Genomic DNA, 22,884 nt, shown 5'->3' with positions numbered 1-22,884 from the left:
GCCTTACTGGATCTATGCGGTTACAGTTTTGCACCGCGATACGCGCAGTTCAGTAGTGTCATCAATGATCTGTTTGACGTAACTGAAAATGAACACGGCGGCACCAACCTTGCCCTGAAAAAGCCCATCAGGACGAATGTCATCGAAACGGGATGGCAGGATATTAGGCGCATTGTTCTGTCACTTCAGACAAAGCGAACGACACAGGCAATGCTGGTAAGAAAGTTGTCTGGTTATCCTTCGGGGCACCCGACATTACAGGCGCTGACGGAGTATAATCGACTGGTCAAAGCGCAATATTTACTGGATTACATAGACAATGCCAGTTTGCGGCAGTACGTTCAGCGTGCCCTTAACCGGGGAGAAGCGTGGCACTTCCTGAGACGGGCTATTGCGTCGGTGAATGGCGATCAGTTCCGAGGCAAAAACGAGAGTGAAATCGCTATCTGGAATGAATGTGCAAGATTGCTTGCCAACGCGATCATCTACTTCAACTCCGCGATACTGAGTCATCTGCTGGGACACTTTGAAGCGAGAGGAGATGAAGAGAAAGCGGGTATCACTCGTGCTGTTTCGCCCGTTGCGTGGCAAAATATCAACTTAAGCGGAACGTATAACTTCACTAATACTGGGAAATTGCCCAATATTGGCGAAATAACAAGGCCGATAGTGGATGATTAGGCTCCAAGCTGAAAGTAAACCACCTCCGCAGCCATTTATTGGTGTGGTCTACAGAGGATTATGTCTTTTTAGAGGGGAAAATCCCTAGAACCCCATATACCTGTTCCCAGTAGCGTATAGGTCGCATTTGGCTTCATTCTGGCGAACACTACTGTTCATGATGAGGGAACCTAGATTGAAGAGAACACCGTGCAGTACTCAATCAGCATTTACATTGGGTGTTGAATAAAAAAGAATTTGAAAAGATACAAAAAAGGCGCCTAATTGGGCGCCTTTAACATCTTAGTTTTGATTAGAAAACCGAGATAAGTGTTTGATGGCTTGGCTTAATAAATCAACATTAAGCGGGGCATTGCTGCGCTTGCCTGTAGCAACCTCAGTAATTTCGTAACTGCCGTTGCTTAACACATCAGTACGTTTTCCATTATGGAACACCACAATACGCTCACCAGAGGTACTTACTAGCCATTTACGACTAGGGTTCAACAAGTTTTGACCGGTAGAGTAGAAGGTAGTAGGAGCTGCGCATCCAAGGGCATTCATAATCGTTGGCGCCAGATCTTCAGTGCTGGCAATATCAGCACTTAGCGACATGTTACTGTACAGCATGCCTTGTGAACTCTCATTGCCGTAACCGGTTGCAATCATCACCTTATTGGACTGCAGCATATCTTGCGTTACATAGCCCTCAATCACAGATGCAGGTAAAAATGCTATGTGTAAGCCATTGTGATTGTTTGAAAGGGGCTGGCGATAACTTTTAAACAAATCGTCAGGCAAACTTTCATCAAAATGAGTAGAGACAGGCATTCCTAGGCCAACTGGCAAGGCAAGCAGCACAGGGCGTTTTTGGCTTAATGAGTCTTGATAAATTTCTGGCACACCAAACAAGGTGGTAGTAATCAACCCTCGTAAACTACTGGCGGTAGAATGATAGTTTTCTAACGCATTAAGCCCAAGTGTGTCGATACCAGAAATAGGGGCATCATCAATCTGCACTATCACTGTCATATTCATACCGGAATCTATAGAGCAATAAACCGGTTCCGCAGGATAGTTAATATTATGAATATCAGTATTAAACTGCAGCTGTTTACGCTCTTCATAAGCGGCCAAATCAAGCAACCCATAACGGGACATAGTCGTTTTAGCGGTAGCCGGATACGACAGCGGGAACATATTATCTTGCTTGATGATAGGCTGATACAGTTCGGCATCGGCCCATACATGCACCGCATGGCTGGTGACAAAGCACACCACGAAAAAGCTGGCTACCGGTACGCCAATTTTATGCTGTGAAAAGCGCTCAACTCTTTTCCATATAGCATTGGCAAGCACAAGCTGAAAGCCTAGCCACACTAAAAACAGCATGAATAAATAGGCCCACTGTTGCCAGTAGAACTCACTTATTTGTGTTTGTGCTTCGGTTTTAAGCAAGTCGGCAGCGTGAAAGCTGATATGAAAACCGGTGCGATTAAATAACAACGCATCGAATGCTAACAAAGCAAGCCCAACCGCTGCAATAATAGACGCACTGGCTTTAATTGCCCTTGGATTGGTGGCTAAATAGCATAAAGGCAAAATAAAAATGACAAAGCCAAAAAAGGTCATGAAGCCAATATGGCCCAACCAATTGGTCAGTAAATAAAGCGTGCCCACGCCCGTGCCTGGCATGGGTGAAGAAAAAACAAAAATTGATGCAATAACAATGGCTATTATTATATTCGCTAGCGCGAACCAATGGCCCCAATTAACTAGTTTCGTCACTCGCTGGCGGCGAGGAGATTCGGCTAAAATCATAAAAAAGCCTACTTAACCTTGAACACTCTTCTTGAGCACATTAGCAAACTGATCTGCCATGGCTTCGCGTTTGTCAGGACTAACCTGAGTCTGTAAAATATGGGTAATCACATTACCTAATACCATTAGCGATAAATCTCTCCCCGCATCGTTTTCTTCGAGGGTTAGAATGACTTTATTCATTAAGGTTTCAAATTCAGCATTGGTATAACGACTGTTCTGGGGCACTGTTACGCCTCTTTTTCATGATTTCTTTGATAAAAAGAATGGTTTTACTCGTAAAATGATTATAATCGTTGTTTGAGTGATAACAATCATTCATTCTAAAATCCCGCAATTCCGTTAGTTTTTCTGACATTTTTTAAGCAACAGGACACCCTAATCGCTATGAGTGCACTGATTCATCACTTTGTTGTACACCGTTTAGTCGTTAATAACGAGGATAAAATAGAAGCTATCCCTCGTGACAATTGTTTGGCAGTAACGCCAGAAATTGAGCTTCTCGCACATCAGATTAACCACAGCTTTAATGCCAAGCCAGGCAAAGGGGTTGGTCACTTTGTTTCGCAAAGCAATGAAGAAAACACTGATAACGTAGCAGAATTTTCAGAAGGTCTAAAAAACTACCTAGCGCAGAAAAAAGCGGGCGGCGACAATTTAGAAGAAGAATTTCATAGCTTTTCGTTATCAGCCACTAAGCGATTAGTGAAAACGTTAATAGATACGGGCACAGTAGAAACAGGGTTTCTTATTTTTTGCCAATACGAGTTCTTGGCTACCCAATATTTAATGATTGCATTGCTAAATACGCGCTCTCACGTTGAAGTAACCAATTCACTGGATCTGTCTGCACGAGAGCATCTAGATTTGGCGCGCATGCAACTCGCGGTTCGCATCGACTTAACCCAATGGGATATACAACCAGAACAGCAACGTTACGTCAGCTTTATAAAAGGTCGTATGGGTCGTAAGGTTTCTGACTTCTTTATGCAATTCGTTGGCTGCGAAGAGCTGGTTGATGTAAAGCAGCAAAATAAGCAGCTAATTTCATCGGTAGATGCCTATTTGGCCAGTGAGTCGTTAGACCCGCAAGAGCAACACCAGCACCGTGAAGAAGTGAAAACGTATTTCAAAGAAAAAATAGACGCAGGCGAAAGCTTATCGGTAGATGAGTTGGCGAATAGGCTGCCTTCAAACGAAGAAACTAGCAGCAACTTTTCTTCATTTACTCAGTCTATGGAAGTACCGCTTGAAAAAGAAATTCAGCCAGATCCCGCTGCGCTAAAACAACTCGCGAAATTTACGGGGCAGGGCGGCGGTGTATCGGTAAGCTTCGAGCGCAAATTGATGGGCGATCGGGTATTTTACGACCCTGCCACCGATACCTTAACGATTCGTGGTATACCACCTAATTTAAAAGATCAGCTTAATCGCCAATCTTCTATGGACTAATCACTGCGTTTAACACGTAAAAAACGTATACTAACAACAGAAAACGAACACGATACAAGGGTGTCATGCAACTATTTGTAAACGATTTGACAGTAATGGACTTTTCTTACCTTTGCCCTAAGCGCGGTATGGTAGGTGAAAGCTGGATTGTCGATGTAATCCTAACCGGTGAACTTAACGAAGAAAGTATGGTTCAGGATTTTGGTATTGTTAAAAAAGATCTTAAACGACTGATTGATGAATATGTCGATCATAAATTGCTTGTGCCAGCAGAATATGCGGGCGCAACAGTTATTCACGATGACGTGAATGAACAGGTTGAAGTGCGCTTTACTTGTGAAGACAGCCGAGAAATCATGCTTCGCTGTCCAGCAGAAGCCTATGCCTTTTTGTATTCAGATGTGGTTACCATGGAATCGGTGAGCGTTTACTTAAAAGAGGTGCTTGCCACCCACTTGCCAGAAAACGTTGATAACATAACTTTAAAGCTGCGTACCGAAGTTATAGAGTCGCCGTTTTATCATTATACCCATGGGTTAAAAAAGCACGACGGAAACTGTCAGCGTATAGCCCACGGCCATCGTTCACGCATCGATATTTACCTTGATGGTAAAATTAGCGAACAAGAACAAGCTTACTGGGCAAATCGCTGGGACGATATCTACATTGCTACCACGGAAGACGAAATAGCCTACGAAGATCGCAAAATAACCGGTTCAGTCGCTACCCCTAGCGATTACTTTTCGTTTGCTTACGAATCATCACAAGGCTATTTTGAGTTACTTATCCCAAAAGCCGATTGTGAAGTGATCACCACAGATTCAACGGTGGAATGTTTAGCTCAATATCTGTTAGTTGAACAAAAGAAACGCACGCCCAACAATCATTGCCAAGTAGTGGCTTATGAAGGTGTGGGTAAAGGCGCCATGGTGTCTGACTAGTTACGGCGTTTTTTTTGTTTGAAGGTGTTAGGCAAAACCGGATAACGGCTATTGGCTAACACACTATACTAGTGCGGTATTAGTGCGAATTAAGTGTGATGAAGCTGCGTAAAGGAGTAGTAATGAGTTCTAGGGTTAAGGGTGTTAAGGGTGCTAAGTCTATCCAATCTATTGTGATTAACTCACTTAAAGTCGCAGCACGTTCTGCTGGCTTTTCAGCCTTACTATTGATTAGTGGTAGTTTGACTGCTGTTCACGCGCAGCAAGATGGGATAACGCTAAATGGTACCCTAACACAAGGGAGTTTGATAAGAGGGCAAGTTGCCCCTGATGCAATTGTTACCCTTGATGGAGAAACATTAGCGCTTAATAGCGAAGGCAAATTCGTGTTTGGTTTTCCTCGTGATGCAAGCCTTTCTCACACGCTTAATGTTGAACTTCCCGATGGCACCACATTAGTACGGGATATTACCCTCACTAAACGTGAATACAACATTCAACGTATAGATGGGCTTGATTCTAAGATGGTGACACCGCCAAAAGCCGTGCTTGAAAGAATTAGGCAAGACAACGTTAATGTGTCGATTGCACGAAGTAAAGTAACCGATGCCGACGCATTGTTTACCCGATTTGAGTGGCCAGCAAAAGGGCCGATAACCGGCGTATACGGAAGCCAGCGTGTATTGAATGGTGTGCCAAAATGGCCACACTTTGGCGTTGATGTAGGTGGGCCAACAGGCGCGCCAGTTACCGCGCCCGTTGAAGGCACAGTAACCTTGGCAGAAGATTTATATTATTCAGGTAATACGTTAATTCTTGACCATGGAATGGGCGTCTTTTCTACTTTCCTTCACTTAGACTCTATCACTGTGAAAGTTGGCGATACGGTAGCGCAAGGCGAGCAGATTGGTACCATTGGCGCTACGGGTAGAGCAACGGGGCCACACCTAGATTGGCGAATTAACTTAGGCAAGATGCGTCTCGACCCACAGACGGTAGTGTCGGGAACCCCTGAATAAATCGGGAACACCAGAAAGCGGGAACGCCAAAAAGGCTAACGGCTCCGGCCATCGCCTCAAAATTAAAAGGGCTACTCAATACGGTAGCCCTTTTTTGTATCTACTAGTATCCAAACGGATATGCGATTCTTCAAAGGTGCGAATCTACATAAGCAAAGACTAATTAAGAATGGTTAGTTAAGCCCCAACCATGCCGAAAATTTGCGCTCATCCACTATCGAAAAGTTGCACACATCTTCTCGTGCATTTCTAATATCAAGATCGCCTGTTAAGAATCGGCCATCTCGAATCAGTGAAAGGCTAACTTGCCCGGTATTTGTCGCATCTAATATACGTTGTAATTTCGCTTGGTTTACCACAAAACCATTTACCGCAATAATGATATCGTTAACCATAATACCCGCGTCGGCGGCAGCTAGGCCTTCAAAGACTTGAGTAACCGTTAACCCTATAGGGGCAGGTTTGCAGTTAGCACCCAATTGTCTTTTCATACCCTCGGCGCTTGTTTTGCCACCTTTATCGTCAGCTGATACTTTAGTGCGGGTGAGTAATTCAACGCCAATATTTGACAACCAATTCTCTAACGGCACATCTTTTGTACCGTAAACCACATCAGCTAGATAGTCAGAAATATCAATATCAAAATCTTGCTTACACACAGTGGCAATTACATCGTCGGGCGTGCCTTTTTCGTCTCGGCCGTACTGATCCCATAGATGACGCATTAGCAAATCTAAGTTGATTTCATTATTGGATTTTTCACGTAGTAACAAATCTAGTCCGAAAGCAATAATGCCGCCCTTGGTGTAGTAACTAACAATCGCGTTAGTAGCACTGGCATCTTGCTTATAAAACTTTGTCCATGCATCAAAGCTGCTTTCTGCTACCGATTGCTTGAACCTGCCCGCATTTTGCAGCAGGCGCGTTATATTTTGCGACACAATGTCTAAGTATTTTTGTGGGCTGATAGCGCCTACACGCGCTAAGGTAACGTCATCATAAAAGCTGGTAAAGCCTTCATAAATCCACAGTTGGTTTGTATATGTTTCTTTTTGCAAATTAGGCTTAACCATTACCTCTGGTTTAATTCGCTTAACATGCCATGTATGGAAAAGTTCGTGGCTGCACAAACTTAAAAACGTAATGTAACCATCGGTTTTGGTATCGCTTTCGCCCACCATAGGTAGGTCGAAACGAGGAAAGAGTAGAGCGGTCGAATCACGGTGTTCTAAACCACCAAAGCCAGTATCTGCCAACAAGGTCATAAACAAGTAACGTTTAATAGGCTGCGGATCGCCAAATAACTGCATGTGATGCTTACAAATTGGGGTTAAGTCATTGGCAATGCGTTCTATGTCTAGGTTATTTCTACCCGAGAATAACAACTCGAAGGTAACGCCTTCCACTTCAAAGCTGTGAAAGTTACATACGCCAATATAAAGAGGGTGGTCGATAAACTCAGCATAGTCTGCCACTTCATATTCCCAGCTATCTGGCATATCGTCAGTCATTGGCATACTGGTATAGGCACGCCAATTCGCCACCGCTGGTTTAATGATTTGCAATTTACATGGTTGTTGTTCAAAGCCTTCAACACTAAGAAATGCACTGGTGCCGTTTATAAAGGCATATTCGTCGTTAATAAACGCAGAACGCACTGATAAGTCGTTGGCATGCACCCGATAGGTAATAGTGACTGCCTCACCCTGAGTTTCGACTTCCCACGTTTGCTTATCTAACTTAGCGCAAGCAATAGGTTCATCAGATTCAGTATTCTTAGCTGCTAACGACACTATATTTTTGGCAAAGTCTCTCACCATGTAGCTGCCTGGGATCCAAGACGGTAACGTGAGCGATAAGGTTTGTGATTCGTGAGACGGCACGGTTAACATTACATCAAACAAATGTTGTTGCCACGAGTAAATCGACAATTGGTAGTGAAGTGAAGCGCTATTCATGGTGACCTTTATAAAAAATTATTCGTATCATAAAAAATATGGCGACATCATGCCTGATAGAGAAGGTTTTGTCAGCCGACACAAAATTGGTTACATTGAGAGTAAGTATAATAAGAATGTTCTTAAATACATGTCAGAAAATGCAGTAAGTAGTCAACTTAACCGAGAAGACGTCGATAATTTGTGTGCCTTGCCACCTGGTGCAGTGGTAGATTTGCAAATTACAACACCAACGGCACCTAAGCGGGTGAAAACTGCTTATGTAGGTATGGAAATGGCCACCTGCATGATATTCCAAATCCCGACTTCTGCAAAATGGATAGTGGTAAGAGACTTATTGACGGTGGGCAACGATGTTGTAGTACGCTTTGTACTGGAAGGTGATGCCGGGCAGGTTATAGCGTTTAGAGTAAAGGTACTCAAGTTATTGGCTAAACCCTCAGGGTTGTTGATTACGAGCTTTCCTCGTCGTATCGAATCAATAGGCCTTCGTGCCAATAAGCGAGCGCAACCTGGTATTGCGGTTAAGGTGTCCTGTGAGTCTTTTCCTGAGTCTGAACATGTGACCGGTATTATCGTGGATATATCGAACGATGGCTGCCGCATAGCGTTGCCCCTTAAGCCCGAGTGGCCAATCATGATTGATGAAACTAAAATTGCATTAGTCTATTCAACTGATGGAAAAGAAGCCACACTGAATGCCACTGTCAAAAATCACCAGCTAGAATCAGACTTTGTTTATTATGGCTTGAAATTCGATAGCGATGACGATGCTGTCAATGCGCTGTTAGCAGGCCATACGCTAATTAGTTAATACGATGTTCACAACATAAAATTTAAGCAATAATTATAACAATAAGTGGAATTTGCTATGAGAACGATTGAAAAGCTATTACTGCAATATAACGAAAGCCACCAAAATAAAACCAATGTGCTTATTCATGCCATTGCGGTGCCCAGCATCTATTTTGTCACCTTGGGGCTTATTTGGGCTATACCGATGCCTGATCTCATTGCCGATTTTAATGTGACTTGGGCGCATATTATAGCTATTCCAATTCTATTTTATTATTTCAAATTGTCTGGGCCAATTGGTGCGGCCATGACGCTGCTTACCATTGCTTGTTTCGGTGGTATTAATTTGATTGCCTACTATGGCGTAAGTGTTTGGCTGTTCTGTCTATCGCTGTTTATCGTCATGTGGGTACTGCAATTCATAGGTCATAAAATTGAAGGTAAAAAGCCTTCATTTTTGGAAGACCTTCAATTTTTACTCGTGGGGCCTGCATGGTGGTGGATGCATTGGCTTAAGAGATTGAATATTAGTTATTAGTTGCAGTCACTAATCTTAGCAAAGCGTGCGACAAGTCGCATATGAAGTACGACCAAGATGCTCCGCAAGGGGCTTACCTTGCGTATAATCTATCAATCAATTCAACCACTGGTAAACATGTGAGCCGCTTTCAGCGCGTTATTGAAAGTAACGAAAGGTTATTTTGGACTTTGCACAGCGCAGGCTGGGCAGGTTTTGCCATCATTTATTATATTGGCTCGTTCCTTCACGATGTAAGGCCAATTTGGGTATTTATTATATTACTCAATGCCTACGCTGGCTGGTTGTTGACTATACCACTGCGATACGTCTATCGCTGGGCAAGAAAACAGTCGCCGCTAAATATGTTGATGACAGTGATAGCGTCTTGTTATTTGATAGCGTTATTGTGGGCTGTGGTTAAAAATATAAACTATTGGGAAATTTACAAGCATGGTTACCGGCCTGATGCTTGGTACATGTATTTTACCAATACGATTAACTCGCTCATTATGGTGGGCTGTTGGAGTGGCGTTTACTTCGGCATTAAGAACTTCCAGATGTTACAAAAAGAAAAGCAAAATGCCCTTAAAGCCAGCACCATGGCTCATCAAGCGCATATTAAGATGCTGCGTTATCAGCTTAATCCTCACTTTTTGTTCAACACGTTAAATGCAATTTCTACCTTAGTGTTATTAAAAGAAAACGATACTGCAGAGGCCATGGTCTCTCGCTTGAGCGACTTTTTACGCTATTCTTTAGATAATGACCCTATTAAACGAGTACCTTTAGGCCAGGAAATAAAGGCCTTGCGGTTATATCTTGAGATTGAAAAAGTACGATTTGATGACAGATTAGAAGTAGTTTGGAATATCGATGAAGAGTGTGAGAATGCACTTGTTCCTAGCATGATATTGCAGCCTATTATTGAAAATGCTGTTAAGCACGCCATCTCTAAAATGGAGAACGGCGGTCAAATTGCTATAACAGCCCGCGCGTTTGGAAACGATTTACTAATGGATGTGGCTGATAATGGGCCCGGTGCCGACATTATAGATGGTCAGTTAAGCCGTGAAAATGGTGTTGGACTGGCAAATATTAAAGAGAGATTGCATTCATTGTATCAACGCAATTTCGCATTTTCTATTGAAGATAATCAGCCGTCGGGCGTACGGGTTCGAATTCGTATTCCCTATGAAGTAAAGGATGTATGCGCATGACAAAGCAAGTAATTAAAACCTTAGTGGTAGACGATGAACCACTCGCCCGCCGTGGACTTCGCGCTAGGTTAGAACGTCATGACGACATTCAGGTACTTGCTGAGTGTCAAAATGGGCTAGAAGCGGTAAGTAGCATTTCACAACTTCGCCCTGACTTAGTCTTTCTTGATATTCAAATGCCTGGGCTAAATGGTTTTCAGGTAATTCATAAGCTACGAGAGCTTAATCAACCTATCCCTATGGTCGTGTTTGTTACTGCGTATGACAGTTATGCGATTAAAGCATTCGATGTGCATGCTCTAGACTACTTATTAAAGCCTGCTGACGACGAGCGTCTTAAAGATGCCCTAGTGAAAGTGCGAGAATACTTCGCTACACAGCATCAAGATGAACAGTCTAAACGTTTAGTGAATTTGGTTGCCGAACTTACTGGCGACGATTGCGAAGAAATCTTGCGTAAGCTTGCCAATGGCGAGCCGGTAGAAACTAACCCTTATCCAGATGTTTTAGCCATTAAAGATGGTTCTGAAGTCACTAGGGTGAACGTACAAGACATACAGTGGATAGATGCCGCGGGTGATTATATGTGTGTTCACGCATTAGATGGCATGCACATTATGCGTAAAACTATGAAAGAGCTTGAGCAAGAGCTTAACCCTCAATGGTTTGTTAGAGTGCATCGTTCCGCCATTGCCAATATTCGTTTCGTGAAAAAATTGGTAAGCCATATTAGCGGTGAATATCACCTTATTTTGCAAAATGACACCGAACTAAAAGTGAGTCGTAGTCATAGAGACAAAGTAAAAGCCGCTATGAAAATGTAAGGCTAAAAGCTTTAGTACGTTAGCTACAAACTGGCTGTGCGAACAGTAAGATTACCTAAAAATGCCCGAGAAATCGGGCATTTTTGTGTTAACCAATAAGTTAAGGTAACTTGTTGATATATCTAGATAAGGCTTGGTTATGCGTAACCATTTTGGTGTTGTATTACTCAATTAGCTTTATTTTAATATCGCTCATTCATGATGGTGAGCATGGTTTCCATACTGGAAGGGTTTAGGGGTTTATCCTTCTCCCATGTTTCCGCTAAGGCAATCTCACTCGGCGTACCATTGAGTTCACCTACCATAATACCGTTGGTGTCACTACCCACTAAACTCACTGCATAGGTGCCTAACTTAGTGGCAAGTAACCGGTCTTGACTTACCGGAGATCCCCCTCGCTGAACATGGCCTAGCGTAACCGGGCGAACTTCAGACTGGGTTTTGGATACCAGTTTGTCAGCCAAATCGTTAAGTCCACCAGGCCATACATTTTCCGCCACCACTATAATAAAACTAACCGCGCCTTTAAGCTGTCTTCTTTTCTCAATTTGCTCCGTAATTTTATCCAATTCTGCGTCACAATGTTGAAAGGTTTCTGGCAAAATAACGTAATCGGCCGCCGAGGCGAGGGCGGAATTTAGCGCAAGAAAACCGGCATGTCTGCCCATCACTTCTACAATGAAAATACGTTCAAAAGCGTCAGCTGTGTCTCTCACTTTATCGATTGATGAAACAACGGTATCGATAGCGGTGTAATAACCTATGGTAGCATCGGTGCCAGCCACATCATTATCTATTGTGCCGGGAATACCAATAATTTGACCGTGCCAGAAATCTGCTAAATGATCAGCGCCTTTAAAGGACCCATCACCGCCAATCACAATTAAGGTATCAATCTCTAGCTTAGTGAGGTTAGTAGCAGCAGTTTTCGCACCTTCGTCGGTTTTGAAAGGTTCACAACGGGCGCTGTGCAGCACGGTGCCCCCTTGCTGAATGAGGTTGTGCGTTGCTTGAAGCGCAAGTATTTCGTACTCTTGCTCAAGTAAGCCATTATACCCATGTTGATAACCAAATAGCGTAAATCCGAGCCTTTCACAGGCTATAACAATAGCTCGAATACAAGCATTCATTCCAGGTGCATCACCACCTGATGTTAGCACTGCAACGCGTTTAGACATATTCGTATCCTTTTCTCGCCTACTTATTCTCGCGTACTTATACGCCCCATTGAAAAGATGTTACTACTCACATGGCGCTACACCGTACCGTAACATGGTTAAATCAAAACCACACCGCCAATCAAAACTAGTTGTTCATGTAAGTTTTATGTACGACATTCCCTAATAAAGCTAGGTAAAAAGGAATCTTCTACTTAGTAGTCTTTGGCGGGTAAACTTTCCTTTTTAACCTGCGTTTGGGCCTTTTTACCTATGGCTTGCTGCTCTCCTTTACAAATAGTGTCGTAATCATCTCGATAGTATCTGAAGTTTTCACATTCACTTTCATAACGTTTTTTCGCTGACATAGCTTGCTGCGGATAGCGGTTGTCATTCATCACTTTCGATAAACTTTTGCACACATGTAATTGGCGATTTACTTCTACAATGTCTTCACAAGGTGGTGTTTGGCTGCACCCATTAAGTGCTACAGCAGTAAGTAGGCTAGCAAGTGCACATATCTTTTTTGTTTGGGTTATTGTCATTATGTTGTTCCCATAAAAGTGTCTAAGTCGTTGCGAAGCGTGGAGTATTTTTCTTCGTGTTGGGCCTTTAGTGGCATGTCGTCGATAAGTTTATAAAGTCGACGGCATTGTTTAAATAAATCAGGATCTGGCTTTTGGTTCTTGCTTAATATTTGTAATAAGCACTGCAGTAAGTTGAGCGCTACACCTGTATTTACCGGCGAAAAACCTTGCGCAAGCGCAAAAGAGTCTTTTGCTTTTTCATACTGTCCTTGTTGATAAAGCTGAATGCCTTCACGGTTAAACTGCTGATAATTTGTAAGATTTTGTTGGGCTTTGGTCGTCTCAGAATGCAATAAAAAGTTGCTGTTGGAATCGAATTCTAAATTCTGCTGCTTAATAATATCTTGAAGTTGTAGTGCATCTTCATATTCACCAAGGTCGTACATTACTTTAAGGCTATCTGGAATAAATGCGATTGGCGGCGTGGTGTACTTTTCATCTATGGCAGCTTGTGATTGCGCCAAGTTCTTTTTTGCATCCAGCATTTTTCCATCAATAGCATTAACTCGAGCGTTAATAATGCTGCCAAAAATACTTACGTCAAAATCTTCGTCTATTCGTAGTATGTTTTCATCAAACTTACCTCGTTGCAGGGCAAGTAAAGCCTCTTGTTGATAGCGGTTTCGTGTACGTTTGTCATCTGTATATTCGGCGACATCAAGCAAGCTTCGAATAAACCCACACCAATGCAGGCTGTTTTGATGCACGGTTCTTTTCGATAAATCCCAAATGGCCAAACTAGAGGTAGAGGCTAAAATGTAATCGTTATGGTTTCGCGCGATAGAGCATGCACTAAAATGCCTAGGCAACGAAAAGGGCGAAAGTTTTATAGCCTGCTTGATAGCAGAAATTGCAATTTCGCCTTGGTTCTTTGCATCATTGGCTTTCGCCAATACATCATGCGCCTCGGCATTAAACCGGTTGCGTTTAATAATATCCTCGGCAATACCTATGGCTTTATCGTATTTTTCTGAGGCTAGATAGGTTTTTGCCAACGCAACTTTGGCCCAAATTATTGGCTTTCCTTCTAAGTAGGGCGAAAGTACGTCCAACGCTTTGTCGTATTGCTCTAGGCGCAAATACAGTTCAACTAATAATTGTTCACACGTGCCTTTATAAGGGGATGGCGTACTAATAAGATCTTCGCACAAATCGATAGCATTGTTGATATTTTCATTGGCCACCTCTTGCAATACTGCCCCTAAAAACTGCCGTTTCTGCCAGGCACGGGTAATACGTGTTTTAAGTTGTACCTGCGAAAAAGGCTTAATAAGATAATCATCAGGGCGTCGCTCAATAGAGCCAAGTACCACAGGGCGTGCGCTATCAGCGCTAATTAATATAAACACGGTGGTGGGTTTAATTAAGCGTTTTATTCTAAGCTCTTCAATAAGCTCGAAACCGTTTTTCTTGTCTACCCCTAAATGAAGATCGCAAACAACAATATCAAATTTTTGCTTTTTACAAAGAGACAGAGCCTTTTCCGCAGAAGATTTAGTGACAACGTCACTTGCACCCATGGAGTGTAATAATCCACGAAGCAGTAAGAGAAAAGGGCGTTGATCTTCAACAATAAGCACCTGCTTATCCGAAAAGTTCATTTTTCATCCAATGACAACCATGACACTTCAACTACTTGAGAGGTTCTATATATGATTGTTTAAAATACCGATAAGGGCAAGAATAAGCTTAAGAAAAACATTATCTTGCCGACACTATAGGTATGAATTTTAAATCTTCCTATTTTTGTGTCTGATAACGATATAAATGTAAATAAATCCATAGACCCCAGTATGGCTTGGGAATGGAACGGTACTCTGTCAAAAGCAGCGGGTAATGCCACGCTTTTTGCTTTGTATTTGGCAATGCAACAAAGTGCACTTGCCGACACTATATCGATAGAAAGCCCAAACGAAGACGAAGCCACTAGAGGTATTACACAGCGGCTAGAAGCACTTAATTTCTACCGTAGAGCACCACTTTGTGCGAGTGAGGCAGATTGGTTGCACATGAATCGATTGTCTCAAACAATAGCGCATCAAGTAGCACTGCAGGAGCCCACATCACTGCAGTTTGAGGCAGTACGCCTTCACAATGAAATGCACCCAGTACCTCTTGCACAAACGAATGACGCAAAGAAAATTAGCCAAGATGTTATTACGAACTGTTCGTTAGCCACTCAAAAGCGCATTGCCGCTACTTATTCCACCTCTATTGATGAAGACAACACAATGCTTAGTGACATTATTGAGCAGTCTGAATCCTTTCTTGCTGCCTAACTGGAAATTTTAAAACTGGTTTGATATAGTGCGCGCCGCATTTTTGCACTGGTTTTACGTTCCAACTAGCAAAGGTAAATACTACTATGTCTAAATATATCGTTTGCGCGATGTACAAGTTCGTCGCGCTTGAAAACTTCGAGGCCATGCGCCAACCACTATTAACTGCCATGGAATCTAATGGCATTAAAGGTACGCTTTTACTTGCCAGCGAAGGCATTAATGGCACCGTTTCAGGCACGCGAGAAGGTATTGACGGATTACTCCAATATCTTAACGCCGATGAGAGAATTAACCCCATCTCTTGTAAAGAGTCACTTCACGAAGAACAGCCTTTCTACCGCACCAAGGTGAAACTTAAAAAAGAAATCGTCACCATGGGTGTTGAAGGTATCGACCCGCGTAAAACCGTAGGTACGTACGTGAAACCTAGTGACTGGAACGCGCTAATTAGCGATCCCGACGTCACCGTGATAGACACCCGTAATGGCTATGAAATCGAAATCGGCACTTTCAAGCACGCTATCGACCCAAAAACGGAGACTTTTCGCGAGTTTCCAGAATATGTCGCTAAAACATTAAGCCCAGAGAAAAACAAAAAAGTAGCCATGTTTTGCACCGGCGGTATTCGTTGTGAAAAATCTACGGCCTATTTAAAAGAGCAGGGGTTTGACGAGGTATACCATCTGGAAGGCGGTATTCTTCAATATTTAGAAGATGTACCAAAAGAAGAATCACTGTGGGAAGGTGACTGTTTTGTATTTGATAATCGTGTGGCTGTGAATCACGATCTTGAAAAAAGTGACTATCATCAATGTTATGCCTGTCGCTTACCGATTACAGATGAAGACATGCAAAGTGAAAAGTATGAGCCTGGCGTAAGCTGCCCGCATTGTTTTGGTACCCATACAGAAGATCAACTTTCTCGTTTTCGTGAACGTGAAAAACAAGTTAATCTTGCGAAGATGAGGCAGCAAGAACACGTGGGTACAGAGGCGCGGATCACCATGGAACAAAAGCGTGAAGAAAAAGCCCGTTTGCAACGTGAACGCGCGTTAAAAGCAAGAGAAAATCAGGCATAGACACTACTCAATAAGGGCGTTACACTCACCCTCTATGTAGTTGCTAAAAAAAGGGAAAGCGCGTGACCGCTCAACTTTCAGACGAAAAAATTGAAGAAATAAAGAAAGATTTTACCTTCTTCGACCAAGATGGTAATGGTCAGATTGATTTAACGGAGTTTATCGAGTTATTAACCGTTATTTCGCCAAAAACAAAAGCCAGCCATGTACAGGAAGGTTTTAAATTAATAGACAGCAATAACGACGGCTATATCGACTTTGAGGAATTCCTCGAGTGGTGGCAAGAGTGTTGGTGGGAATATTAATACTAACTGAATGTTAAAAAAGCGAGCTTTTAGCTCGCTTTTTTTATAGTAAAATTAACGGTAATAAAGTTGAGAAAACAACCGGCACGGTTTACTCACGTTGTCGTTTAGAAAAAAGGTAGGGACTTTTAGCATGAGCTCTGAGGTAACAAAACGTCTTAATAAATATATCAGTGATACAGGACTGTGCTCACGACGTGAAGCTGATAAATTAATTGAGCAAAATCGAGTTACCATTAACGATAAGCTGCCTGAGCTAGGCACCAAAGTCGCGCAAGGCGATAAAGTGAAGGTTGATGGAAAGCTTGTTAAAGCGGTAGCCGAAGATAAATCGGACCGCATTTACTTGGTATACAACAAGCCCATTGGCATTACCTGCACTACCGAGCGTCATGTGAAAGGCAATATCATTGATGCAATCAAGCACAAACAGAGAATCTTTCCAGTAGGCAGACTCGATAAGCCATCAGAAGGATTGATTATTCTGACCAGTGACGGCGACATTGTGAATAAAATTCTGCGCGCTGAAAATGCCCATGATAAAGAATACGAAGTGACGGTTAACCAACCTATCAGTGAGCGTTTTGTACAAAAAATGGCAAGAGGCGTTCCCATTTTAGGCACGGTAACTAAACCGTGTAAGGTAAAAGCTCGTGGTAAGTTTCAGTTTTCAATTATTCTAACCCAAGGCTTAAACCGACAAATCCGTCGCATGTGTGAGTTCCTCGGTTATGAAGTTACCAAGTTGAAACGCACGCGCATAATGCATCTAGAGCTAGGTAACTTAAAGCCAGGCCAATGGCGAAACCTTACTGAAAAAGAGCTTAATCAGCTAAATAACGCCGTACAACAATCGTCTAAAACAGCAGGGTAGGCGATGCTAATAGAGGGAGCCAGTATAGAAACACAATAGTTACTGGCACCTTCATAGTTTTGTAATAGCAAATTGTCCGCCGTGTGAAGTGCAAGTAACCCTTGATAAAAAAAACTTCGACAGGCGATTCAGTTTATCTCTAAAACAGTGGCTAAGTGGGGAGAGAACATATTTAACAGAATGTTAGGTGTTCCCTTTAATCAAATGCAAAACGTCACTAATTGCTGACTTTAACAATAGACCTACACAAGACAACAAGCTTTTGAAGGCCATAATAACCAAAGCAACACCAACCAATGAATCTACAGGTATAAAAGTAAACATGTAAATAGCCTGCCCAAGCACAATGCCTATAAAAATGCTTTCGTAAGAAGCATGCCGATCAACAAGCACTATAAAACCTGCCAATACTAGCGCGCCAGTGTAGTAATAGGAATCTGAGATCCAAGGCTCGATTTCACCGATAAAATAGGGTGAAAAAAATAAAATAGCAGCACCTAACAAGGTTGATATAGACAAACTGAAAAGAAACTGTCTCATTGGCTTTTCCCTATTAGCCATTATTTGAGTAGATGGCTTTTAAAATTTTTATTCGTAAGATCACTTCCCATAACCAACAGTAAGATAAAGGTAAGAAAAGTATAATCCTAAGGCTAAATAGGCCAGTGAAAAAAAGCTATTAATACCCCATACACAGTACCAAAACTTACCGAAGAAGAAGGTTGCTCTTCTAAACTTAGCGTTTACTAAAGCTAAGGACGATGGGATTAATAGGGTGGCAGAAAACCCAAATAAAGGAACAATAACAAACATTAATACTAAGCCTACCGAACTTGCGGCAGACTCGCTTGATACCGGAGTTATGATAAACATTGACCAGTACGAAACTACTAGAGCAACGAGTGCGCTTATTAAGCCTAAAATTTGAATACTACGCATATCTTCCTTGAAAATAAGAACTTAATGAGCGCGGTAATATGTAAGCTAAATAAAGTATCAATGCAACTTTGGATAATTCTAAATCTGATTTGGCTACATCAGGTATCACAACAATAGAACTGACTAAGCGCGATTCTAACGAATTACTTCATTGCCAGAATGCGTGTTCAGTGCGGACTGAACATGAATTGACTGGTTGGGTTATATTTGTGCGATCAACTACCCAACAATCCTCATAAATTGAGCAATAACAAAGCTCTATTTCAATATTATTATCTATAGCCAATATATCCGAAACCGATTCACCTTTGTATTTTAGAGGTGTTATAGAGTGACCCGACGGCAAAGTAGTATTGTTTAAATGGGATTGAGATATATTTTTGAATTCTGGAAGTTCTGACCATTTTTTTAGAAATTTCGTACCCGAATACACTTTTGCGTACTTGATGAGCGCTGGGCCCGTTCCCTTATTAGCAACGCCATAACTAAAAGAATCAACATTATGGCTTCTAAAAATTTCAATTTTGGGCCATACCGAAGCTTTAGCATAAGCGCGGTCAGTGTAAGCAGAGTAAATTGAAATGAAAGCGGTAAGCAGCCCAATGAACAGCGCTGTGAGTGCAATTATCATCTCGGGGTTTTTGTACCATTTTTCTTTCACCATAAATTTAGCCCTTAAAACACCTTATACGAAGTCAGTTGGCAACAATTTTTACGACTTAGGCCGTGTCAGTCGTTGCTCAATTTATTGTTATACATCAAAGACTCTACGATGTAAGTAATCAATTTCAACTTCCATTTCATACAAGGTTTTTGTTGATTCTAAATTAAGGCTGTCTCGCATTAATTGACGTTGCTGTTCATATGCAGCGCTCATCTCGATGTTAGCGGCTTGGCGATAGGTTTCTTCATCTGGCCATTGAGCGTAAGCGATAAAAGTATCGTTCTTATGCCTATGTAAACGAGAACCTAGACTTCCTTTGAATAGGAAAATACCTTGCGTAGTTTTGGGCCACGCGGAAAGAAATTGCTCTTCATACCCAGTCTTAACTACGAACTCAAACATTACGGCGAACATTACAATTCTTCCTTGATGTAAACGCCGTAATAGACGGCGAGAAATAAATTACTGATATTTAAAGTAAGCAATCTAACGAGTACTTTCAAGCGCGTGTTACTCTCGTATTTCTACTTTCCACGGCGGATTTAAGCGGTTTTCTCCCGCCCAGTAGAGTTTGATCTTATTACCAGAAGGGTCTTTTAGAATAGCCTCTTTCCAAAGGTAACTTTGCTCAATAGGGGGTTGTAAAAACTGAATACCTTTTTGAGATAAATTTTTGTGAAGCTCATCAAGGTGTTCGTGTTCAAAATAAATCACCGATTTATTTTCAAACACTTCATTTTCAAGAGATAAAGAAAATGTAGCGTTTCCATCTGGGCAGGAAAATCTAGCATAGTGAGGTGTGTCGACAATTTGTGTGAAGCCAAGCTTTAAGTAAAAACCAACAGCATCATCCATATTGCTTACTGGTAAAGTAACCTGATTGAGTTCCATTTATTTACCTATTTTGAAAACTAATTATGTAGCAAGTTAGCGGCTAGAAAGCGTAAACCCCCGCTTATTATTAGTCGATTTATTTATTATACACTTTTTAGCCAACCATTCTGAGATGCTATTAAAACGACGGCATCACTAATTAATTGGTCTTTGTATTTGTTTTTGTTATCAACAGCAGGACCAATAATTTCAAATTGCTTGTTTAATTTGCGGGTAAGTTCTTCGCTATGTATTTTTAAACTTTGATTATCAGAAATGTTAACTACCAGTCGCCCTTGTTCGTCGAGTGCTAATAAAAAATCTGAAGAAGTCGCCCGTTTGTTTTGAAAAGAAGCTTTTTGCCATTCTAATGCGGTGGAAAAATGGAGTTCACCGTCATGTAGCCAGGTCTCTTCTGTTTCGCCACTTTCCCTGAACTGCTGACTTGCTATATTCGCTAAATCTTCAGGGGAAGGAGAACATGCATACAGACCTAATAACAATATTAAAAGTACTGGTTTCATAAATCATCCTTGTAAAACGTGAACATAAGTTTAAGCATTCTTGAGCACAGCGACAATAGCGTATTGTTAATTGTCCGAGAGAGTTTACGAGCCTAAATGCTTTTGGGAGTCAACGGCGATGTTCTGATGATGAACATCGCAGTAAGGCAAGAATTTTTCATTCAAAAATTTAATCACTTCCGGGTGGAAATCACTTTGAGGTTGAAAATGATTTCCGTTAGGTACAGCGATATGTTTAAAAGGATGTGGGAAGCCTTTTGTTTTCAATCTCTCTATAACTTCTACTGACATTTCTTGTGAAGGCCATATGTGATCTTTTTCACCAGAAACCAACAGAATAGGGCCATTAATATCCTCAACCTTTATTCTAGCGGCCTCGACAGCATCAATATCCTTTAGTGCTATTTCATGAGCACGTCGTAAATCACCCATTAAAACTGATGGTAAAATATTCAGCGTTAGTGGTACGTGAGGGAGCTCTTGGTCATTAAACATAAATGAAGAGGTTTTGCCATCAGCAAAAAAAGAAGGGCCAGCAAATACAACATGACTTCCAGCTAATGAAACAACACCATTTATTTGTGTGTATTTAGAAGCCAAGGTAAGTGCTAATTCAGCTCCCTTAGAGCCACCCATAACAGCGACACAATTAGAATTTAATCTTGGGTTATTTAATGTTAGAACTATTTCATTATAAATAGCATCTAAAGAAATTCGATCTAGCTCTTGAGGTATACCTTCCATACCAAAATATCCAACAGCTAACATCGCATATCCTTGATCAATATATTGCTGTCTTTCTTTAATGTTATGAGGCTTTGTCATACTATTTCCGCCTTCACTGCCGCCAAAGTATACAACTAAAGGCTGTTCCTTACCTTCACCCAAAAACAGCTCAGCATCAACTTTTCCATAGTTCAAAGGGGGAGTACTAGAATCGAATGTCATTGGAGTAATGAATACAAACCCAACTAACAAAATTAATATGATGAGAACTATAAAACTAAAATATTTAACTATTTTCAACACCGTTTGCTTCCTTTCATTTTTTAAAAGATCTACTTTTTAAAGTTTGTTACATTACTAATTAAGATTAGCTAATGCTAAGCGGCTCAGAGGCGAAGCAGCAAAAAGCTAGTCACAGGCCTTAAGAGGAGAAAACCGCCGCAGGTTATGTGCTTTAGTACTATTCATATTCGTCTTCAAAAAGATTCAACTTTTCGTTTATATAATCCATTATTTTATCGAATTTCATCTCATCAATTTTTCCAGCGACAACATAGCAATTCAAAAAAGAAGACACATAATGGTACTTGTACTGGAGTTTTGAATTTTCATCATGAGAACAATCTTCCTTAAATTGCTCATCATTTGCTTCTATCATTTCCTTTAACAACTGCCCATTATTCATGTTATGAGTCTGAGAATAAATAATAGGAGCGAGCATATACATATTCTCTCTAGGAATTTCATCGCTGCTATCTACAGATTCCAGAGCTTTAGATAAAGCGTTTTCTACTTTTTCAAGCCATTCTTTCATAGTACGCATTTCCAGTTTATAGACACATAGCTTCTAAATAAGGAGCGTTTTTATACGGGCTTTAGCGAATCAAGTCAGCACTCAGGTTTGAATCTCATTCCACGCAAAATTTTGATTTAAATGGTAAATATCCTATAAGCAATGCTTAAGCCTATTTCTGCTGGGAGTCACTTTGAGACAAGTCGTTGCATAATTGGCAGTCGATATTTTTCTTAAAGTTATATGCTCTGCGCGTAGCGAATATTGCTACTGAAATAAAAGACCAAGTCAAACCAAAGATCAAAGAGTAATAAACCGTATGTCCTTTAATGTATTGAATGCCCGAAAGTAACGCGAACACTAGAGGCAAAGCGATGCTGTATTGAAATATCCATTTTTTAATTGGCATTTTTCCCTCTTTCGGTTTTATTGGGCTTTAAATTGCCCGTAAATGTAACTTACAAATAGTCGCACCGCCGAGTAATGTTTTGCCGTTGGCATATTACTCCTCACAATGAGGTCTAATATATGCGGTTAAGATTAGTGAGGTATAAACGAAAACCATGGGTTTATCGTCTTACTGTACGTGTCTTGTTGGGAACCTTTGTTACATAGAAAGTTAATATAATCAACATTGGCAACCACAAATACGCGTAGCCTAAATAAAAGATTCCCATATAACCAAGAGCAGGACCGTCAGACGGTTTAAAGTGAAGCCAGACTTCAATAAAAAAAATCATTGATGGAATAGTTGAAATTATTAGAGAAATAGCTAGAAAAATTCTAAATACATATGTTTTTTTAAAGAATTTGATTAGTCTTAGTGCCCAAAATATAAATGAAATGAATAAGCATGGAAGCCCTACGGTGCATA

At 41.3% G+C, this 22,884-nt stretch carries 26 protein-coding genes; 12 read left to right on the top strand and 14 right to left on the bottom strand.

The annotated features are described in order from the left end of the window. A partial coding sequence (locus J5X92_RS09320; protein ID WP_208805570.1) for a Tn3 family transposase occupies positions 1–681 on the top strand: 681 nt, incomplete at its 5' end. Positions 682–963: 282 nt separating this feature from the next. Here the strand turns inward: J5X92_RS09320 and J5X92_RS09315 are convergent. Together J5X92_RS09315 and J5X92_RS09310 are read right to left on the bottom strand one after the other, a co-directional pair. Beyond that, positions 964–2,481 (bottom strand): DUF3413 domain-containing protein, encoded by a 1,518-nt coding sequence (locus tag J5X92_RS09315; RefSeq protein ID WP_013784020.1) that lies wholly within the window; start codon positions 2,479–2,481, stop codon positions 964–966. A gap of 12 nt (positions 2,482–2,493) precedes the next feature. Further along, on the bottom strand, positions 2,494–2,709 hold the full coding sequence (locus J5X92_RS09310) for a DUF1414 domain-containing protein (protein ID WP_013784021.1): 216 nt from the start codon (positions 2,707–2,709) through the stop codon (positions 2,494–2,496). Between the two features lie 159 nt (positions 2,710–2,868). On the opposite strand from J5X92_RS09310, the gene yejK reads away from it, so the two are divergent. The 3 genes from yejK to J5X92_RS09295 all read left to right on the top strand — a co-directional run bounded on the left by yejK (position 2,869) and on the right by J5X92_RS09295 (position 5,893). Further along, complete coding sequence (yejK, locus tag J5X92_RS09305) at positions 2,869–3,933, top strand: nucleoid-associated protein YejK (RefSeq protein WP_208805569.1); 1,065 nt, start codon at positions 2,869–2,871, stop codon at positions 3,931–3,933. Between the two features lie 65 nt (positions 3,934–3,998). After that, a complete protein-coding gene (locus J5X92_RS09300) occupies positions 3,999–4,874 on the top strand; it encodes a 6-carboxytetrahydropterin synthase (protein ID WP_013784023.1) in 876 nt (291 codons plus the stop codon). Between the two features lie 122 nt (positions 4,875–4,996). Next, complete coding sequence (locus J5X92_RS09295; RefSeq protein WP_208805568.1) at positions 4,997–5,893, top strand: M23 family metallopeptidase; 897 nt, start codon at positions 4,997–4,999, stop codon at positions 5,891–5,893. Between the two features lie 173 nt (positions 5,894–6,066). On the opposite strand, the gene J5X92_RS09290 is transcribed toward J5X92_RS09295, so the two are convergent. Continuing rightward, positions 6,067–7,851, bottom strand: coding sequence for a PDZ domain-containing protein (locus J5X92_RS09290; protein ID WP_208805567.1), 1,785 nt, complete (start codon positions 7,849–7,851; stop codon positions 6,067–6,069). Positions 7,852–7,900: 49 nt separating this feature from the next. Between J5X92_RS09290 and J5X92_RS09285 the strand changes: the two genes are divergently transcribed. The 4 genes from J5X92_RS09285 (at position 7,901) to J5X92_RS09270 (ending at position 11,207) form a co-directional block, all read left to right on the top strand. Then, positions 7,901–8,665, top strand: a complete 765-nt coding sequence (locus J5X92_RS09285) for a PilZ domain-containing protein (protein ID WP_244360504.1) — start codon at positions 7,901–7,903, stop codon at positions 8,663–8,665. A 57-nt stretch (positions 8,666–8,722) separates the two neighbouring features. Then, positions 8,723–9,184 carry an Mpo1-like protein gene (locus J5X92_RS09280; protein ID WP_208805566.1) on the top strand — a complete coding sequence of 154 codons (462 nt, stop codon included), beginning with the start codon at positions 8,723–8,725 and terminating at the stop codon, positions 9,182–9,184. Positions 9,185–9,303: 119 nt separating this feature from the next. Then, positions 9,304–10,383, top strand: a complete 1,080-nt coding sequence (locus tag J5X92_RS09275; RefSeq protein ID WP_126872381.1) for a histidine kinase — start codon at positions 9,304–9,306, stop codon at positions 10,381–10,383. Next, on the top strand, positions 10,380–11,207 hold the full coding sequence (locus J5X92_RS09270; protein WP_013784030.1) for a LytTR family DNA-binding domain-containing protein: 828 nt from the start codon (positions 10,380–10,382) through the stop codon (positions 11,205–11,207). The genes J5X92_RS09275 and J5X92_RS09270 overlap by 4 nt, the downstream gene beginning before the upstream one ends. Positions 11,208–11,389: 182 nt before the next feature. On the opposite strand, the gene J5X92_RS09265 is transcribed toward J5X92_RS09270, so the two are convergent. From J5X92_RS09265 to J5X92_RS09255, 3 genes are all read right to left on the bottom strand, one after another. Then, the gene (locus J5X92_RS09265) at positions 11,390–12,385 is read right to left on the bottom strand and encodes an ATP-dependent 6-phosphofructokinase (protein WP_208805565.1); all 996 of its coding nucleotides are present in this window, start codon (positions 12,383–12,385) and stop codon (positions 11,390–11,392) included. A gap of 194 nt (positions 12,386–12,579) precedes the next feature. Then, positions 12,580–12,909: a hypothetical protein gene (locus tag J5X92_RS09260; protein WP_208805564.1), complete on the bottom strand. Its 330-nt coding sequence runs from the start codon at positions 12,907–12,909 to the stop codon at positions 12,580–12,582. Then, positions 12,909–14,552 carry a tetratricopeptide repeat-containing response regulator gene (locus J5X92_RS09255; RefSeq protein ID WP_208805563.1) on the bottom strand — a complete coding sequence of 548 codons (1,644 nt, stop codon included), beginning with the start codon at positions 14,550–14,552 and terminating at the stop codon, positions 12,909–12,911. The genes J5X92_RS09260 and J5X92_RS09255 overlap by 1 nt, the downstream gene beginning before the upstream one ends. Positions 14,553–14,744: 192 nt before the next feature. Between J5X92_RS09255 and J5X92_RS09250 the strand changes: the two genes are divergently transcribed. The 4 genes from J5X92_RS09250 (at position 14,745) to rluF (ending at position 17,491) form a co-directional block, all read left to right on the top strand. After that, positions 14,745–15,230 (top strand): VC2046/SO_2500 family protein, encoded by a 486-nt coding sequence (locus J5X92_RS09250; RefSeq protein WP_208805562.1) that lies wholly within the window; start codon positions 14,745–14,747, stop codon positions 15,228–15,230. An 86-nt stretch (positions 15,231–15,316) separates the two neighbouring features. Continuing rightward, positions 15,317–16,312 carry a rhodanese-related sulfurtransferase gene (locus J5X92_RS09245; RefSeq protein WP_208805561.1) on the top strand — a complete coding sequence of 332 codons (996 nt, stop codon included), beginning with the start codon at positions 15,317–15,319 and terminating at the stop codon, positions 16,310–16,312. A gap of 62 nt (positions 16,313–16,374) precedes the next feature. After that, positions 16,375–16,617 (top strand): EF-hand domain-containing protein, encoded by a 243-nt coding sequence (locus J5X92_RS09240; RefSeq protein ID WP_013784036.1) that lies wholly within the window; start codon positions 16,375–16,377, stop codon positions 16,615–16,617. A 133-nt stretch (positions 16,618–16,750) separates the two neighbouring features. After that, the gene (gene rluF, locus J5X92_RS09235) at positions 16,751–17,491 is read left to right on the top strand and encodes a 23S rRNA pseudouridine(2604) synthase RluF (protein ID WP_126872298.1); all 741 of its coding nucleotides are present in this window, start codon (positions 16,751–16,753) and stop codon (positions 17,489–17,491) included. 183 nt (positions 17,492–17,674) lie between these two features. Here rluF and J5X92_RS09230 read toward each other — a convergent pair whose 3' ends face one another. From J5X92_RS09230 to J5X92_RS09195, 8 genes are all read right to left on the bottom strand, one after another. Continuing rightward, a complete protein-coding gene (locus tag J5X92_RS09230; protein WP_208805560.1) occupies positions 17,675–18,031 on the bottom strand; it encodes a hypothetical protein in 357 nt (118 codons plus the stop codon). Positions 18,032–18,091: 60 nt separating this feature from the next. Further along, positions 18,092–18,430 (bottom strand): hypothetical protein, encoded by a 339-nt coding sequence (locus J5X92_RS09225; protein WP_208805559.1) that lies wholly within the window; start codon positions 18,428–18,430, stop codon positions 18,092–18,094. Positions 18,431–18,578: 148 nt separating this feature from the next. Further along, on the bottom strand, positions 18,579–19,094 hold the full coding sequence (locus J5X92_RS09220) for a hypothetical protein (RefSeq protein ID WP_126872295.1): 516 nt from the start codon (positions 19,092–19,094) through the stop codon (positions 18,579–18,581). Positions 19,095–19,181: 87 nt separating this feature from the next. Continuing rightward, on the bottom strand, positions 19,182–19,508 hold the full coding sequence (locus tag J5X92_RS09215) for an antibiotic biosynthesis monooxygenase (protein ID WP_129738508.1): 327 nt from the start codon (positions 19,506–19,508) through the stop codon (positions 19,182–19,184). 96 nt (positions 19,509–19,604) lie between these two features. Beyond that, a complete protein-coding gene (locus J5X92_RS09210) occupies positions 19,605–19,985 on the bottom strand; it encodes a VOC family protein (protein WP_129738506.1) in 381 nt (126 codons plus the stop codon). Between the two features lie 86 nt (positions 19,986–20,071). Beyond that, on the bottom strand, positions 20,072–20,491 hold the full coding sequence (locus tag J5X92_RS09205; RefSeq protein ID WP_126872292.1) for a hypothetical protein: 420 nt from the start codon (positions 20,489–20,491) through the stop codon (positions 20,072–20,074). An 84-nt stretch (positions 20,492–20,575) separates the two neighbouring features. Next, positions 20,576–21,520, bottom strand: coding sequence for an acyl-CoA thioester hydrolase/BAAT C-terminal domain-containing protein (locus tag J5X92_RS09200; protein ID WP_208805558.1), 945 nt, complete (start codon positions 21,518–21,520; stop codon positions 20,576–20,578). 157 nt (positions 21,521–21,677) lie between these two features. Next, on the bottom strand, positions 21,678–22,031 hold the full coding sequence (locus J5X92_RS09195) for a hypothetical protein (protein WP_208805557.1): 354 nt from the start codon (positions 22,029–22,031) through the stop codon (positions 21,678–21,680). Between the last annotated feature and the right edge of the window lie 853 nt (positions 22,032–22,884).

Origin of the sequence: Alteromonas sp. K632G, assembly GCF_017653625.1 — a bacterium.
GTDB lineage: Bacteria > Pseudomonadota > Gammaproteobacteria > Enterobacterales > Alteromonadaceae > Alteromonas > Alteromonas naphthalenivorans.
This window is presented reverse-complemented; position numbering and strand designations above follow the sequence as displayed.